Origin of the sequence: Dethiothermospora halolimnae, from assembly GCF_037577855.1 — a bacterium.
Classification (GTDB): domain Bacteria; phylum Bacillota; class Clostridia; order Tissierellales; family VENL01; genus Dethiothermospora; species Dethiothermospora halolimnae.
This window is the reverse complement of sequence record NZ_JBAKFX010000002.1, coordinates 132069-148404: the sequence shown is the minus strand read 5'-3', so window position 1 is coordinate 148404 and position 16336 is coordinate 132069. Positions and strand designations below refer to the sequence as shown.

Genomic DNA, 16336 nt, shown 5'->3' with positions numbered 1-16336 from the left:
ATATGGAAAATATTATAGTTATTATACCTATAGTAATCATAATTGGAATATTTAGTTCTAAATGGGACAAGTGGGCTCCTAAAAAACTAGAGTATAAAAGATATTGGGATAAGGATAGGGTATTTGTAGGGGATGAAATTAAGATGACTACGGAGATTACAAATAGAAAGTTCCTTATGTTGCCATGGATAGAAGTAAACACTGTTGTACCAAAGGAATTAAACTTTAAGGATCAAAAGGTTATAGAGTATAATCACAATTCTAATAAAATATATAAAGTAGTAACATCATTATTAAGTTTTCAAAGAGTTAGGGTTCACAACACCATATATTGTGATAAAAGGGGTTATTATGAACTCCACGAGGTTAATACTTCTATTGGAAGTTATTTGGGACAAGTGGCTAAAAAAAGATTTTTATCGCCTATAAAAATTTTAGTATACCCTAAGGTTAAGCCATTAAAGGACATGATAATACCTTACAAAAACTATCAAGGGGATATAAGTGTAAAAAGGTGGATTATTCCAGATCCTACTTTAATAGCTGGGGCTAGGGAATATAATAGTAGTGATAGCTTTAATACAATAGATTGGAAAACCACAGCAAGGATGGATAAACTTTATGTTAAGAAATTTGACTTTACTGGAAATCCTTCAGTTATGGCCTTTTTAAATGTTCAAACATATGAATCGGAGATTTATGGTGTAAAGAAAGAATATATTGAAAAGGGAATAGAAATAGTTGCAGCTATTGCAAATGAGGCAAATAAAGACAAAATACCCATGGGGTATACATCAAATGGTTTGTTTGCTGGTAATAATCAGAATATATTTCTTAAACCTTCATCTTCAAGAAATCAATTTAACTTTATATTAGAGGCACTGGCAAAAACCAATGAATATAAGAGAGTAGGTATTGCAGAGGAGATCAAAAATAAAATAAAATATATCAATGAAGGCAGTGTAATTGTCCTAGTAACTGCCTACTTGTCTGAAAACGTAAAGAAAGAGATTAATTATTTATCTAGAAAGGGATATATAGTAAAATTAATCTTATTAAATGACAATACCAATATAAAAGGAATTCATAAAAATGTAGAAGTATTAGCTAGTAATGATAAATCACTAATGGAAGGATAGGAGGTGGTATATTGTATAGAAAAGTAAATATTATATCAAAAACCTTGATAAAAGGATCCTATGATGTTTTTAAAACCTTTATATTGTTTATAGCAATAGTTGCATTTTTTTTCAGCAATATACCTAGAGATTTTTCACTAAGAATTATTATAACAAATGGTGTTATTAATTATATTTTCAGTTTAGCTTTAATATATGTAGGTTATAAAAAATTAAACATGAAAAAACTTCTTAAAGGAATCTTTCCATTTTTAGCAGTGGTTATTTCATTGTTATTTGCTTTTTATACCAATGATTATAGTATAACATTGAAGTTTTTAACGTTTATATATTATATCTATATGTGGAAAAGGGGAATAGATTTTACAGAGGAAGATAAAACTCCTCAAATGTTTACATCTGAGCTTGTACTTTTGTATATTGAAATATTTTTAATAGGTTTTTTTGTTAATGTTTTCGGTTCAAGGGATTTATATTTAATGTTAATTAAAAAGTATTTATTAGTTTTTATAGTATTATCAATTTTGCAATTAATGAGATTAAATTTAACAACAGTATATGAAGGTGTTAACATAAATACCATTAATAAAAGTAAGAATATTTTAAGGTTTAATATTTTATCTATTGTCATAGTTTCATTAATATTAATATTAGTGTTTACTAACTATTTTGGTTTTGGCAATTTAAACTATGTAATAGACCTATTGAAAAGGATATATCAGATTTTTGGAAAAGTAATAATTACTGTAATGTATCCATTGGCATGGTTGTTGGCGAAAATATCAAAACTTCTAAATCTTTCTTTCCCCGAGAGGGAAGACAACAGCGAAACTGAAGTGGAAGAATCTAAAATGCAAGATATGTATGATCAAGAGGGATCATTGAATATAGAACCAATTTTAATGGTTTTAAAATGGTCAGTTTTTATAATTATAGGATTAGTGATTATCTATATTATGTATAAAAAAATAAGAAATATATATATATCAAATAAAAGTACATCTTCAAAGGATATGGAAAAGGAATTTGTTCTAAGTAAAAAAGATATAAAGAAGGGAATAAAAAAGCGATTTAATCAAATAAACAATATCATTTCAAAATATATGGAGGGAAATAATCTTAAAAACCTACCTGTAATAAGGCGGTTATATGCAGAAAAGGTTATTAAGTTAAATAAACAGGGTTATGAATATAAAAAGCACTATACTCCAAATGAATTTAAAGACTATATTAATAGTAAAAAAGAGGAAAAAAGTTTAGAGTTATTAACTAAGTATTATAATAGTGCAAGATACGGAAATAAAAATATTACTAAAAAAGAAATTGAAGAATATATTAAGCTTAATAGGGATAATTAATATAAAGAATAGATAAGGAACAAAGGTTCCTTATCTATTTTTTATATTGTGTTTATAAACCATATCATTGGGAAAAATAAAATAGAGGAGGTTTTAAATTTGAAATTAACAGTAATAGGTAATAGTGGACCCTATCCTAAAGCTAATGGAGCTTGTTCAGGATATTTAATAGAAGATGGAGATACAAAGGTTTTACTAGATTGTGGCAATGGAGTTTTATCTATATTACAGGACATATGTGATGTAAGAAAACTTGATGCTATTATACTATCCCATTTACATAGTGATCATATAAGTGATATTTTAGTTTTAAAGTATGCATTAGGGATAAATAAAAAAGAAGGATATCTTCCCATATCTTTATATACTCCTCAAGATGATATGGATATGGTAGAGAGATTTAATTATAATGATGCCTTCAATATTATACCCATAGATGATAATAAAAGTATTAAAATTGATAACTTAAATATATCCTTTCAAAAGATGATTCATCCCGTTGATACCTATGCCATAAAGATTGATAATGATATTAGTACTTTTGTATATTCTGGGGATACATCATATAACGAAGAATTAATAGAATTTGCAAAATTGGCTGATATGTTTTTATGTGAATCATCGATTTTAGAAAGGGATATGAAGGAAGATATACCCCATTTATCACCTAAAGAAGCCGGTGAAATTGGTAAAAAAGCATCGGTTAAAAGACTTATTCTAACCCATTTTTGGCCAGAATATAATTTGCAAGACATAATAGATGAGGCAAGATATAACTTTGATGGCATATTAGAAATATCAGAGGTAAGAAAAACTTATGGTATATAAATGGAAAAATTTAATTGACAATATAGTGTATAGTTGAATATAATCAAATCAGAATAAATTGGTTATAATAAAATATAAGGTGGTTATATGAACATTATAATTTAACAATATATGAAGGAGGGTTAAATTGAATCCTAATGATAAGGCATTAGAGGTTACTTCTGAAATAGGAAAATTAAAAACTGTATTACTCCATAAGCCAGGGCAAGAGTTAGAAAACTTGATACCAGATTATATGGAAAGATTACTATTTGATGATATACCCTATTTAAAGATTGCAAGGGAAGAACATGATTCCTTTGCAAATATACTAAGGGATAACGGCGTTGAAGTGTTATATTTAGAGGAGTTGGCGGCTGAATCAATAAAAGATAATAATAAAAGACAAGAAATAATTGAAGAATTTCTAGATGAATCTGGCATAGAAAGTTTATATGCTAGAAGTGCCATTAAAGAGTATTTCAATGATTTAGATAATCAGCAGTTGATTAATAAAATGATGGCGGGTATTAGAAAAACAGAAATAAAAAATATAAAAAGTAGTTCCCTTATTGATATGGTACATTCTAAATATCCTTTTATCACAGACCCTATGCCCAATTTATATTTTACTAGGGATCCCTTTGCCACAATTGGCTCAGGCATTACATTGAACCATATGAGAACAGATACTAGAAATAGAGAAGCTGTATTTGCTAAATATATATTTGAAAATCATCCAAGGTTTAAAGATAAAAAAGTACCAATATGGTTTGATAGGGATGAAACATCCTCCCTTGAAGGTGGAGATGAGCTTGTTTTAAGTGATAAGGTAGTGGCCATAGGTATTTCGGAGAGAACTGATCCAGTATCTATTGAGAAGTTTGCCAAAAAAATCTTTAATAGCGATCAACCCTTTGAAACTGTATTAGCCTTTGATATACCTAAGAAAAGGGCATTTATGCATTTAGATACGGTATTTACAATGGTTGATTATGATAAATTTACAATTCATCCAGAAATAGAAGGACCACTAATAGTATTTTCCATTAGAAAAGGAAAAGAAAAAAATCAGTTAGATATAGTAAAGGAAGAAGCAACTCTTGAAGAGGTCTTGAAAAAATATCTAAAAATTGATAAAGTAACCTTAATAAGGTGTGCCGGTGGAGATTATATAGATGCAGCTAGGGAACAATGGAATGACGGATCAAATACTTTGGCTATTTCGCCGGGAGAAGTTGTTGTTTATGAAAGAAATTATGTAACTAATAAAATCTTAAAGGAACACGGTATAAAGATACATGAAATGCCCAGTGCAGAGTTATCCAGGGGGCGAGGAGGACCAAGGTGTATGAGTATGCCCCTTATAAGGGAGAGTTTAAGGAAATAGGCTATAGTTGATATGAATAGTTGGGGGATTACGAATCCCCCAACAACAGGGTTACGAGACTCAACAACAGGGTTAGGGGACGCAACAACAGGGTTAGGAATCCTCTGATAACAGAATTATTTTTGCTAATGAATTACTAGCCTTTCAATAAAATAATATTATTTCTAATGGATTTAGTAGCAAATCTTATTTAGGTTGGATGATTAATAATTTGTAAACTGAGTTAATAGAATTAAGAAATTAATTAGTATAAAAAACATAATTTATAAATTATGTTTTTAAATAAAAATAATACATATTAGGAGGTAATAAAAATGGGATTCAATATTAAAGGAAGAAGTTTATTAACACTTAAGGACTATTCTGTAAAGGAAATAAACTATTTATTAGATTTAGCTAGAGATTTAAAAAGAGCCAAGTATTCAGGTACAGAGCAAAAAACAATGGAAGGTAAAAACATAGCTTTAATATTTGAAAAGGCATCAACAAGAACGAGATGTGCCTTTGAAGTTGGAGCTTTAGACCAAGGGGCCCATGTTACTTACTTAGGACCAACTGGTTCTCAAATGGGTAAAAAAGAATCAGCAGCCGATACTGCTAGGGTTCTTGGAAGAATGTATGATGGTATAGAGTATAGAGGATTCTCTCAAGAAACAGTTGAAGCCTTAGCTGAATATTCAGGGGTACCAGTATGGAATGGATTAACTGACCAGTTCCATCCAACTCAAATATTAGCAGACTTCTTAACTATTCAAGAACATAAAGGACATTTAAAAGGAATTAAGTTTGCATATGTTGGAGATGGAAGAAATAATATGGGTAATTCTCTAATGATAGGTTCTGCAAAAATGGGCTTAGACTTTAGGATAGTAGCTCCAAAAGAGTTATTCCCAGAGGAAGACTTAGTAAATGAAGCAAGAGAAATAGCTAAGGAAACAGGAGCTAAGATAACACTTACAGAATCAATAGAAGAAGGAATTAAAGGTGTAGATGCAATATATACTGATGTTTGGGTATCAATGGGAGAACCAGACGAAGTATGGGAGAAAAGAATCAATATGTTAAAGCCATATCAAGTTAATATGGATATGATAAATATGGCCGATGATGAAGTAATATTCATGCATTGTCTACCAGCATTCCATGATACAAACACTATAATAGGAAAAGAAATAAAAGAGAAGTTTGGCTTAGATTCAATGGAAGTTACAGATGAAGTATTCGAAAGTAAACATTCAGTAGTATTTGATGAAGCTGAAAACAGAATGCATACTATAAAAGCAGTTATGGTTGCAACTTTGGGAGAATAGTTTAAATAAAGAATAAAGAATAAATAATAAAGAATAAATAATATAGGGACTGGATATATATCCAGTCCCTATCTTATTTATTTTCTGCACTCTCCACTGATTCTTAAAGATTTAATCCCCAGAAATTTTCCTTTTCTATTAATACTTCCTTATGGTAGGATGCTGTATCTTGTGAAGACTTAGGATGTTCTATATATTCAATTGCAACTAAACTTAAAATAAATACTAAAACAATTAATAAATCCGTTATTAAATTAAGATGCTTTTTCACTTTAGTTTGCCTCCTTAAATGTAAAACGTGGTTAAGTAAATTTATTTATATTGTTTAGAGGATTCATAATCCCCCAACTCTTAGATATAAAATACTGTTAAGTAAATTTATTTACGTTGTTGGGGGATTCGTAATCCCTCAACTCTTAGATATAAAATACTGTTAAGTAAATTGTTGATATCATTATTGTTATAATCATTATTGGAAAGCCTACTTTTAAGAAATCTATAAAAGAAATCTTGTATTCAGTTTTTTGTAACATTCCAGCAACTATAACATTAGCTGATGCCCCTACAAGGCTTCCATTGCCCCCTAGACATGCTCCCAATGCTAGGGCCCACCAAAGAGGTGTAATGCTAATAGCAGACATGGCACCGATACTTTTAATCAATGGAATCATTGTAGCAACAAAAGGTATATTATCAATAAATGAGGAAGCTATTGCTGCTACCCAAAGGATTAAAATAGTTGTAAAAAATAAGTTCCCCTTAGTTAAATTGATTACACCCTTTGCCAGAGATTCAATTATACCCACCTCTTCTAAAGCGCCTACTAAAACAAACAGGCCAGCAAAGAAGAATATTGTAGACCATTCTATTTCTAAAAAAATCTCTTCTGGTTCTACTTTACTTATTACCAATAATATAGCTGCTCCAGTTAATGCTACCGTTGCAGACTCTAATCCAATAAATTGGTGTAAAGTGAATCCTAATATTGTTAGAAGTAACACTATTAAGCTTTTCTTTAAAAGAAGCTTATCCTCTATCGATTTATTTTCATCAAAACCCATAATTTTTTCTTTTAATTCCTTTTTCACCTGTAAATCTTTTTTATATATTTTTTTCAATATAAAGATTACTAATGTAAAGATGATTATAACTATAGGAGCTAAATTTAAAACGAAATCCACGAAACCCAAGTTAGTTGCACTACCTATCATTATATTAGGGGGATCACCGATTAAAGTTGCAGTACCACCAATATTCGCAATAAGTATCTCAGGTATTAAAAAAGGTATTGGATTTAATTCTAGAGTTTCTGTAATAACTAAAGTTACCGGTGTTATTAATAAAACAGTGGTAACATTATCTAAAAGGGCCGATGATATGGCAGTAATTATAGAAAAATATAAAATAATCTTCCAAGGATCTCCCTTAGCCGACTTAGCTGCCTTAATAGCTACATATTGAAATACTCCAGTCCTCTTTGTAATAGTTACAATTATCATCATACCAATTAATAGTCCTATTGTATTGAAGTCAATTGACTGAAAGGCAGCTTCTTGATGTATAACCTTTGAAATAAGCATTATGGTTGCACCCAATAGGGCAACGGAGGTTCTATTAATCTTTTCTGAGATTATAAAGACATAGGTTAATATAAATATTATTGCAGCAATATAAACGTGGGTTCCTAGTTCCATAGTAACATCTCCTTAGGGTTATTTTTTAACGCACCTCTCATTTTACTCCTATAGATGAATATATTAAAATGTCATATAGTTCTATAATTTGCTATAAATCTTTAATAGGCTTGACTAGAGTTAATTATATTGAGAAATTGTAAGTATACTAATTATCTTGATAGGGAATACTAAATAATTTTGTATAATATTTATATTTTTTATTAAAATTAGATTAAAATAATAGTTAAAAATATATAAAGGGAACAACAATGATCGTTGTTGTTCCCTTTATATATTTTTTGGGTCTTTTTTAAAGTATATTCTTTTTCCCTTTTTCTTGGCTTCAAAAATAAGGTCTTGAACATCTAAAAGTTTAGACTTTATTGCATCGGCATGCTCATGGGGGATATTATAATATAAATATAAATCCTCAAATTCCCGTACTGTTTTATTTAGTTCCTTATTAATATTAATAAACAAATCGAAAACTTTACACTTCTTTGCATTTTTAAACTGCTCAATATCTGTTTTTATTGTATCTATTACATCTTGCTCTGATTCAAAAGTTCCTGCAGGCTCTGAGTAGGGTTTTATCCTCTCTAGGAAGTATTGATTTTTACGATTAACATTATAAACGTAAGAAATCTCAATACCATCTAGATCAAAGGTTACATAACACATTAATGAGTTTACCACCTCTAGCTTAGCACCCAATTGTTTTAATACCATTCTATGTTTATTAACTTCTGCTGCCAAATATTTTCTCACAGCAAAGACCTCCTTAATAAATTATAGTAGAATTATAACATATAATTAGTAAAAAATATATATAATGCTAATATCTATTGGCAAATATAAAAAACATGTTTAAAGTTTACTAAACTATATAATAATTATATATAAGAATAATATATTCATTAAAACTTTAATTTTTAGGGGTTTTACAATGAAAAGACCATTTTTAGTTTTTTTAATTTCCTATATGTTAGGTATACTATTTTTTTATAATATAAAATTTCAAGTTAAGTACTTGTTAATAATAATTTTTATATTAGCTTTAATAATAATGTATTTGATTATTAAAAACAAACAGTATGTTCTAATATTATTAATTATAACTTTTATTATATCTGGTTTGATAATAAAAGAAAAAAGTGAAAGTAAACTATGTAAATATCAAAATATAGAAATAAAAATGGAAGGTATTTTGTTAGAAACAGAATATCTAAGTAAGGGATATTCAAAGTATATAATGGAAGTCAAGAAAATTTATTATAATAAAATAGGATATATATTAAATGAAAGAGTAGTATTAAGAGTTTTTGGAAATAAAAAAGTTAAAATAGGGGATAAAATACTTGCAACGGGGACAGTTAAGATAGCAGAAAGTAATACAAACCCTAAATTATTTAACTATAGACTATATTTATATACAAAAGATATATTTTACACTGTTGAAGTTAGGAGTGAAAATATAAAAGTTATTTCATCAAATAACCTTAATTATTTACAAAAAAATTCAATTAAATTTAAAGAAAAAACAGGTTATATTTTTGATAAAATTATAAGTAAAAAAAGAAATGCTTCAATTGTTAAGGCTATGGTTCTAGGAGATACTAAATATATTACTGATAATGATAAAAATATTTTTAGAGAAGCGGGGTTGGCCCATATATTAGCTGTATCAGGATTACATATTGGTATAATAGGAGGAGCAGTGGCTTTTCTGTTAAAGGCATTAAAATTAAAGCTTAACTTACAAGTTTTAATTACACTGTTTATTCTCTGGATATACGGTTATTTTATAGGATTCCCTATTTCAACCTTAAGGGCTCTAATTATGATAACACTTCTTTTATTATCAAAGTTAATACATAGAAGCTATGATCCCATAAATATACTTTCATTTGCGGCATTGGTATTACTGATATATAATCCATTTTGGCTTTTTAGTATAGGGTTTCAGCTTTCCTTTGGAGCTACCTATTCCATAATATTATTTACTTCTAAAATTAAAGAGAAAATTCCATTAAGTAATGATATAATACCTGAGATTCTATCACCCATATTAGGAGTTCAAATGGGCTTATTACCCTTTTTAATATATCATTTTAATAAGTTTTCTTTTTTATCAATAGTTTCAAATATAGTAGTTATACCACTGATATCTATTGTTCTAATTCTAGCCTTTACTGCATTAATTATATTTTTTATATCAGCAAGGCTAGCTATATTTTTAGGGTTTATAATTAATACTTTATTATGGGTATGCAATATAATTATTAGCTTAATATATAAACTAGGATTTACTATTGATATAGTGTCTTTTAAAATATATGAAATATTTATATATTATTTAATTGTTTTTATAATGCTGGGTTTTATAAAATTAAAACTCTATAGTTACAAAGTGAAAAAAGTTATATTTATATATTACTTAGTAGCTATACTACTGATATTTACAAATAGCTATTACTGCAAAAATGTATATATAGACTTCATAGATGTGGGACAAGGTGATTGTACATTAATAAGGGGGAGGGGTAGAGATATATTAATAGATACTGGAGGAACTCCATTTGGGAACTATGATATTGGAGCTAACGTTGTAACTCCTTATTTACTTAAAACGGGAATAAAAAATATAGATGGAGTGTTTATCAGTCATTATCACGAAGATCATTGCGAAGGAGTATTATCATTAATAGAAAGAATATCTATTGATAATATTTTTTTAGGTTATAAAAATAATAAAAGTCCTCTATATACAGAAATATTAAAAAAAGCAAAAGAAAATAAAGTAAACATAAATTATTTGAATAAAGGTGACATAATAAAAATCGATAATAATATAAAAATAAAGGTACTACATCCTGAAATTAATAATACAAGAGAGTATATGGAAAATGAAAATAATTTATCTATGGTATTACTAGTTAGTATAAATGAATACAAAGTACTATTCACTGGAGATATAGAATCAGAGGTGGAAAAAGAATTAATTAATAATAAAGTATATGAGAATATAGATATTATGAAGGCTCCCCATCATGGTAGTAATACATCATCTATAGATAAGTTTGTGGAGAAATTCAATCCTAAATATGTAATTATCCAAGTTGGGAAAAACAAATATGGACATCCAAATAAAGAGGTATTATCAAGATATAGTAGTAATGGCATTAAAGTTTTTAGAAATGATAAAAATGGACTGGTTAGAGTAAAGGTAGAAAAAAATAATATAAATATTACTCCCTTTTTAAAAGATAAGGATACAATAAATGATATAATAAATAAATATAAAATACTAATATTGGTAACTTTAGTATTTAACTTAGTATCTATTTACTTTATAAAAAGTTTAAGATACAATGAGAAAAGTGAAATAGTTGATAATTCTAAGACTTGAAACATATAGAAAAAGTGAGGTGTAGTAGTTTGAAGTTTAAAGATATATTAAATGATATAAAAGAGGACAAAATAAAACCGGTATATTTATGTTATGGAAAAGAAAATTTTCTAATGGATTTAGTAGTAGAGAAAATTAAGAAAAAATACATAAGTGAAAATTTTGAGTCATTAAATTATATAACTTTAGAAGGTAAAGAGATTGATGAAGATAAAATAATAAATGCATGTGAGACATTACCTTTTATGAGTGATAAAAAAGTAGTGGTAGTAAAGGATAGTGGAGCTTTTAGCAAAAAACAAAATAATGGTAATATTGATATTAATAAATTGGCTGAGTATATTTTAACACTAGATAAAACCATATGTTTGATATTTTTAGTTTTAGATGAGAAAATTGACAATAGGTTAAAAGTAGTAAAAAATATTAAATCTAAGGGTCTAGTAGCGGAACTAAATAAACTAGATTCATCCGAGTTAAAAAAATGGGTTACAAGTAACTTTAAGAAAAATAAAAAGAAAATTAATAGCACAGATGTTTATTACTTCATACAAAATTCAGGTTATTTAGAATCTAAAAATGATAAAACTTTATATGACTTACAAAACGAAATAAAAAAAATAAGTGATTATTCAGGAACTAAAGGGGAAATAAAAAAAGAAGATATAGACAAAGTATTTGTTAAATCCCTTGAAAATAATGTGTTTAAATTATTGGACGGAATTAGTCAGAGGAAACCTGAAGTGGCCATATTAATACTAAATGAAATGATACTAGATAATCAACCTATACAGCAGATTTCCTATATGATAGTGAAACAATTAAGATTATTATTTATGGCTAAAACCTTTGAGGAAAAAGGATATAATCCCAGTAAAATCGTAAAAAAGTTGGGGGTACATCCCTATCTAGGAAATAAAGTTTTAAAACAGACTCGAAACTTTACATCTAAGGAACTGGAAATTGGGTTAATCCATTGTCTAGAAGTAGAAAGGAAGGCTAAGACAGGCAAGGGTGATTGGAAATTATTAGTGGAGAAGTTGATAATAGATCTTGCTAGCTAACTAATCTTTATAAATATTAAAAAAGCACACCATGTGTGCTTTTAAATAAAGATTAGTTAGCTTTATTTAATGTTTTAGATAATCTGCTAATTTTTCTTGAAACGGCATTCTTCTTTAAAGTACCCTTCGCAGCAGCTCTATCCATTTTCTTTTCGATCAATCTAAGTAATTCCTTAGCAGTGTCAAGATCATTGTTCTCTATAGCGCTATCAAACTTATTAATATAAGTTTTAATTTCTGATTTTCTTTTTCTATTTATAGCGTTCTTCTTTTCAATCACTTTTATTCTTTTCTTAGCTGATTTAATATTTGCCAATAGGTTCACCCCCTTCAAATGCAATTGACAAAGGTTATTTTACCATGAACAATGATAAAATGCAAGAAAAATGTCTTATTTCTTTTATACCCAATTTGAAAAAAATTTATACTTTAGCTGTAATATTAATTATTATGGAAGGGCAGACTAAAATAGTAATATTTAAGATGATTTTAAATATCAAAGAGGTGGTAGAATATGTATGAAGTTCATACAGATTTGGCATTAGAAGCTAGAGAACTTTATAAAGAACAAAACAATGTTGAAGTTCCCGGTGTAGAAGTGGATAAGGATAATGATAAGGATTATACTATAACTAGAGTTAAAATATTAGATGATATAGGGTCCCATAAAATGGGTAAACCTAAAGGTAGTTATATAACTATCGAGGTTCCAGCCCTTAAAAAAGCTGATCAGCAATTAAAGGATAAAATTAGTAAGGCATTAGCTAAAGAGCTAAAGGCTATAGCTAACCATAAAAAGAATACTAAAACACTAATTATAGGATTAGGAAACTGGAATGTAACACCAGATGCCTTAGGGCCTAAAGTCGTAGATAGAGTCTTTGTTACTAGACATTATTTTGAAACATATAATAAGACAGAAGACGAATCCATGGCAAATGTATCTGCCATATCTCCTGGAGTAATGGGACTTACAGGGATAGAAACCAGTGAGATAATAAAGGGAATAGTAGAAAAAACAAATCCAGATTTAGTGGTGGCAGTAGATGCCTTAGCATCTAGAAAAATGAGTAGGGTTAGTACCACAATACAAATATCAGACACTGGTATAAATCCCGGTTCAGGGGTTGGGAATAAGAGAAAGGCTCTTAATAAAGAATACTTAGGTGTACCAGTTATAGCTATAGGGGTTCCAACGGTTGTAGACTCTGCTACCATGGTTAATGATACCATAGATTTAATAACAGAAGAGATGAAAAACCATTCAGAAGTTGGAACAGATTTTTATAATATGCTAGACCAAATGGATAAGAATGATAAGTATGAACTTATTAAAGAAGTACTGACCCCCCAAATGTTAAATGGCATTGTCACTCCTAAAGAAATTGATGATTTAATAAATGACCTTTCTATTATAGTTGCAAATGGATTAAACGTATCATTACATCCGGGAATAGATTTAAAAGACATAAATAAGTATCTAAATTAGGAGCCCTAGGGCTCCTTTTAATAATTGATAATTGACAATTGACAGTGGACAATTAAGGTGCAAATCGGCTTTAGCCGATTTGAATATAATATTTTAGGAACGAAGTGACTAAAATTACCTTTAATTGTCAACTGTCAATTGTAATAGTTTGAGAAAACTTATTTGATTGCATAATAATATATATAAACCCATAGTAAATAAAATTCCCTTAATCATATTTTCTCCTTTTTCTGAATATAATCAGATATAGAACTGTGTTTTTTTACTCATATTATAGATACTTAAGGCTAAAGGAGTGTTGATATGCAAAAGGGGAGAAGACATGATAAAGGGATAGTCTATATTTTTATTGCTGTAATTTGTTTGATTGTTTTTTTTATTGGTTTTAATGTAATTAATAGAAGAGGTATAGAAAATAAAAAGTATACCCAGATAAGATTATCATTGGAGAATAAAGAAGATAATTTAAATCAGTCTGTTACAGCATTTTCTAAGAGCGAAGAAGAAAAAAAAGAATTAGATATTAATAAGGTTAAAATAAAAGATGATGATAAATTTTTTTTTAGAATATTAAGTGATTCTAATATTTATTTAAAATTAGCATATGAGAAAAGGTATGGGGAAGACTCACATAGTATATTAGGAACTAGTATTAAAGAAATCATAAATAAAATAAATCCAAAATCATATTTAAAATCTCAATTTCCTGCTATTATAAACTTGTTAGATAAAGGGGAAGGTGATCAGGAAAGTGTTAAAGTTTTAAGTCAGAATAAAAGTAGTAAAAAAACTAAAGGGGAAGAAAGGAAAGTTGAAGAAGATGATGCTATTATTTTAGAGGATATTATATTTGTTGAAGATCCGGAGGAAGGGGAAAAAGGAGAAATATTAGAGACAGGTGATGATCCTAAAGAAGATGATACAATTAAAGGCATAGTAGTATCTAAACCAACTGATATACAGGCTATATCTTATAATAGAAGTAAACCTTATATATTAATGTACCATACCCACGGAACTGAGGCTTATTTACCCTATAAGGCTAATCAATATCATACTAAAGATAGAAGATATAATGTTACAACGGTTGGAGAGGTATTATCTAAAAATCTTATAAGTAAAGGGCATAATGTAAAGCATGTAGAGACATTTCATGATATACCCTCTTATAATAAATCATATATAAGATCCTTATCCACTGCAAAAGAGGTCCTTAAGCAGGAAAAAAATTTAAAAGTAGTTTTTGATGTTCATAGAGATGGGGTGGCCGATAATGCATCCTATTTAAATAAAGCTAAAAATGAATCAAAAATAAATATAAATGGTAAATCTGTGGCTACTTTTTCCTTAGTTGTAGGACCTGATAGTAAAAATAAACAACAGGTATTAAATTTTAATAAATATATTAAAAGGGTTTCTGATAAATTATATCCTGGTTTATGTAAAGGGATTATAATAAAGCCCAGTGGTAGATATAATCAATTTTTAAGTGATTATTATGCATTAATAGAAGTTGGTAGTAATCTAAATACAGTTGATGAAGCTAAAGAATGTGCTAAGGTATTATCAGAAATAATAGATCAAGTGATAAAAGGGATTAGTATATAATCCCTTTTTTTTTAAAAGGATAAATGATATAATATTGATTAGTTTCACCATTTGAAGGGGCGATAAAAATGAAGAAGAAAGAAATATTTGAGTGGTTAAAAAGTATAGCAATAGCGGTTATAATAGCAGTGATAATTAAAGCTTTTGTATTTAATACCACCTATGTATTAGGGTATTCAATGTATCCCACTCTCCATGATAAGGATAGGTTATTTACTAATAAGATAGGCTATCGTTTTGGAGAACCTGACAGAGGGGATATAGTGGTGCTGAAGGCACCGGACGATCCTGAAAAGGATTATATAAAAAGGGTCATAGGTATAGCTGGAGATAGGGTAGAGATATATGATGGTAAGGTGTATCTAAACGGTAAAATATTAAAAGAAGACTATTTAACAGGAGATACTTATACGAACACCTACGGTAGAAGCCATTGGAAGATACCCGATGGACATGTTTTTGTTCTTGGTGACAATCGTAGCAAAGGTGCTAGTAAAGACAGTAGACACTTAGGTTTTATTCCTGTGTCTTCTATTAAAGGTAAAGCTATATTTAGATATTTTCCCTTTAATGACGATTTTGGCAATCTATATAAATAAAGGATATTTATTAAATTACTATACTTATATAAACATTTAGAATTGGCAATAATAAGTATGGTGATGTTTATGGGTGCGCGATTAAAAAAATATAAAGAAAAGAAATATGAAAAAAGAAGAAAAAGGATAAAACGATTATCGATAGTAGTTTTATTTACTTTTTTCCTTTTAGGATTATATACAGTAGACTGTAACTTCAGGAAGCTTATGTGTGTTGAGGATAAAAAGGTTTTTGATTATAGCAATAATAATGACATCTATACAGTTCATATTATGGGTAGTGATTATGATATAAAAAAAGAAGCTATAGATAATATGGTTAACAACATTAGAGTAAAGGTCAATGATATTATATTAGATATTCAATCGGTAATTGATAATTTATTAAAAGACTAAATCCGGGCTTTGCCCGGTATTTTAATATATATTAGAATACCTATCCATATATCTTTTATCAATTGTATAGTTGTGTTATAATTGTTAAGGA

General features: G+C 28.3%; 15 protein-coding genes. 11 read left to right on the top strand and 4 right to left on the bottom strand.

What is annotated here, in order from left to right:
* The first annotated feature begins 2 nt into the window (after positions 1 to 2).
* The 5 genes from V6137_RS01680 (at position 3) to argF (ending at position 6004) form a co-directional block, all read left to right on the top strand.
* Positions 3 to 1139: a DUF58 domain-containing protein gene (locus V6137_RS01680; RefSeq protein ID WP_425446139.1), complete on the top strand. Its 1137-nt coding sequence runs from the start codon at positions 3 to 5 to the stop codon at positions 1137 to 1139.
* An 11-nt stretch (positions 1140 to 1150) separates the two neighbouring features.
* On the top strand, positions 1151 to 2497 hold the full coding sequence (locus V6137_RS01675) for a hypothetical protein (RefSeq protein ID WP_425446138.1): 1347 nt from the start codon (positions 1151 to 1153) through the stop codon (positions 2495 to 2497).
* Between the two features lie 99 nt (positions 2498 to 2596).
* Positions 2597 to 3325: an MBL fold metallo-hydrolase gene (locus V6137_RS01670; RefSeq protein WP_425446137.1), complete on the top strand. Its 729-nt coding sequence runs from the start codon at positions 2597 to 2599 to the stop codon at positions 3323 to 3325.
* Positions 3326 to 3452: 127 nt separating this feature from the next.
* Positions 3453 to 4694, top strand: a complete 1242-nt coding sequence (gene arcA / locus V6137_RS01665; RefSeq protein WP_425446136.1) for an arginine deiminase — start codon at positions 3453 to 3455, stop codon at positions 4692 to 4694.
* 314 nt (positions 4695 to 5008) lie between these two features.
* On the top strand, positions 5009 to 6004 hold the full coding sequence (gene argF, locus V6137_RS01660; RefSeq protein ID WP_425446135.1) for an ornithine carbamoyltransferase: 996 nt from the start codon (positions 5009 to 5011) through the stop codon (positions 6002 to 6004).
* A 103-nt stretch (positions 6005 to 6107) separates the two neighbouring features.
* Here argF and V6137_RS01655 read toward each other — a convergent pair whose 3' ends face one another.
* From V6137_RS01655 to V6137_RS01645, 3 genes are all read right to left on the bottom strand, one after another.
* The gene (locus V6137_RS01655; RefSeq protein WP_425446134.1) at positions 6108 to 6275 is read right to left on the bottom strand and encodes a hypothetical protein; all 168 of its coding nucleotides are present in this window, start codon (positions 6273 to 6275) and stop codon (positions 6108 to 6110) included.
* A 145-nt stretch (positions 6276 to 6420) separates the two neighbouring features.
* Positions 6421 to 7698, bottom strand: coding sequence for an ArsB/NhaD family transporter (locus tag V6137_RS01650; RefSeq protein WP_425446133.1), 1278 nt, complete (start codon positions 7696 to 7698; stop codon positions 6421 to 6423).
* A 270-nt stretch (positions 7699 to 7968) separates the two neighbouring features.
* Positions 7969 to 8448: a hypothetical protein gene (locus V6137_RS01645; RefSeq protein WP_425446132.1), complete on the bottom strand. Its 480-nt coding sequence runs from the start codon at positions 8446 to 8448 to the stop codon at positions 7969 to 7971.
* A 178-nt stretch (positions 8449 to 8626) separates the two neighbouring features.
* Between V6137_RS01645 and V6137_RS01640 the strand changes: the two genes are divergently transcribed.
* Positions 8627 to 11089: a DNA internalization-related competence protein ComEC/Rec2 gene (locus V6137_RS01640; RefSeq protein WP_425446131.1), complete on the top strand. Its 2463-nt coding sequence runs from the start codon at positions 8627 to 8629 to the stop codon at positions 11087 to 11089.
* Positions 11090 to 11118: 29 nt separating this feature from the next.
* On the top strand, positions 11119 to 12153 hold the full coding sequence (holA, locus tag V6137_RS01635; protein WP_425446130.1) for a DNA polymerase III subunit delta: 1035 nt from the start codon (positions 11119 to 11121) through the stop codon (positions 12151 to 12153).
* Between the two features lie 52 nt (positions 12154 to 12205).
* Here holA and rpsT read toward each other — a convergent pair whose 3' ends face one another.
* Positions 12206 to 12478 carry a 30S ribosomal protein S20 gene (rpsT, locus tag V6137_RS01630; RefSeq protein WP_425446162.1) on the bottom strand — a complete coding sequence of 91 codons (273 nt, stop codon included), beginning with the start codon at positions 12476 to 12478 and terminating at the stop codon, positions 12206 to 12208.
* Positions 12479 to 12667: 189 nt separating this feature from the next.
* On the opposite strand from rpsT, the gene gpr reads away from it, so the two are divergent.
* The 4 genes from gpr to V6137_RS01610 all read left to right on the top strand — a co-directional run bounded on the left by gpr (position 12668) and on the right by V6137_RS01610 (position 16245).
* A complete protein-coding gene (gene gpr, locus V6137_RS01625; protein ID WP_425446129.1) occupies positions 12668 to 13642 on the top strand; it encodes a GPR endopeptidase in 975 nt (324 codons plus the stop codon).
* A 303-nt stretch (positions 13643 to 13945) separates the two neighbouring features.
* Positions 13946 to 15250, top strand: coding sequence for a stage II sporulation protein P (spoIIP, locus tag V6137_RS01620; protein WP_425446128.1), 1305 nt, complete (start codon positions 13946 to 13948; stop codon positions 15248 to 15250).
* Positions 15251 to 15318: 68 nt separating this feature from the next.
* Positions 15319 to 15849: a signal peptidase I gene (gene lepB, locus V6137_RS01615; protein ID WP_425446127.1), complete on the top strand. Its 531-nt coding sequence runs from the start codon at positions 15319 to 15321 to the stop codon at positions 15847 to 15849.
* A gap of 42 nt (positions 15850 to 15891) precedes the next feature.
* Positions 15892 to 16245 carry a hypothetical protein gene (locus tag V6137_RS01610; RefSeq protein WP_425446126.1) on the top strand — a complete coding sequence of 118 codons (354 nt, stop codon included), beginning with the start codon at positions 15892 to 15894 and terminating at the stop codon, positions 16243 to 16245.
* Positions 16246 to 16336 lie beyond the last annotated feature (91 nt).

Excerpts from the sequence above, each read along its gene's own strand:
- V6137_RS01680 (WP_425446139.1), top strand. The coding sequence starts at position 3 with ATGGAAAATATTATAGTTATTATACCTATAGTAATCATAATTGGAATA.
- argF (WP_425446135.1), top strand. The coding sequence starts at position 5,009 with ATGGGATTCAATATTAAAGGAAGAAGTTTATTAACACTTAAGGACTAT.
- V6137_RS01650 (WP_425446133.1), bottom strand. The coding sequence starts at position 7,698 with ATGGAACTAGGAACCCACGTTTATATTGCTGCAATAATATTTATATTA.
- V6137_RS01640 (WP_425446131.1), top strand. The coding sequence starts at position 8,627 with ATGAAAAGACCATTTTTAGTTTTTTTAATTTCCTATATGTTAGGTATA.
- gpr (WP_425446129.1), top strand. The coding sequence starts at position 12,668 with ATGTATGAAGTTCATACAGATTTGGCATTAGAAGCTAGAGAACTTTAT.
- spoIIP (WP_425446128.1), top strand. The coding sequence starts at position 13,946 with ATGCAAAAGGGGAGAAGACATGATAAAGGGATAGTCTATATTTTTATT.
- lepB (WP_425446127.1), top strand. The coding sequence starts at position 15,319 with ATGAAGAAGAAAGAAATATTTGAGTGGTTAAAAAGTATAGCAATAGCG.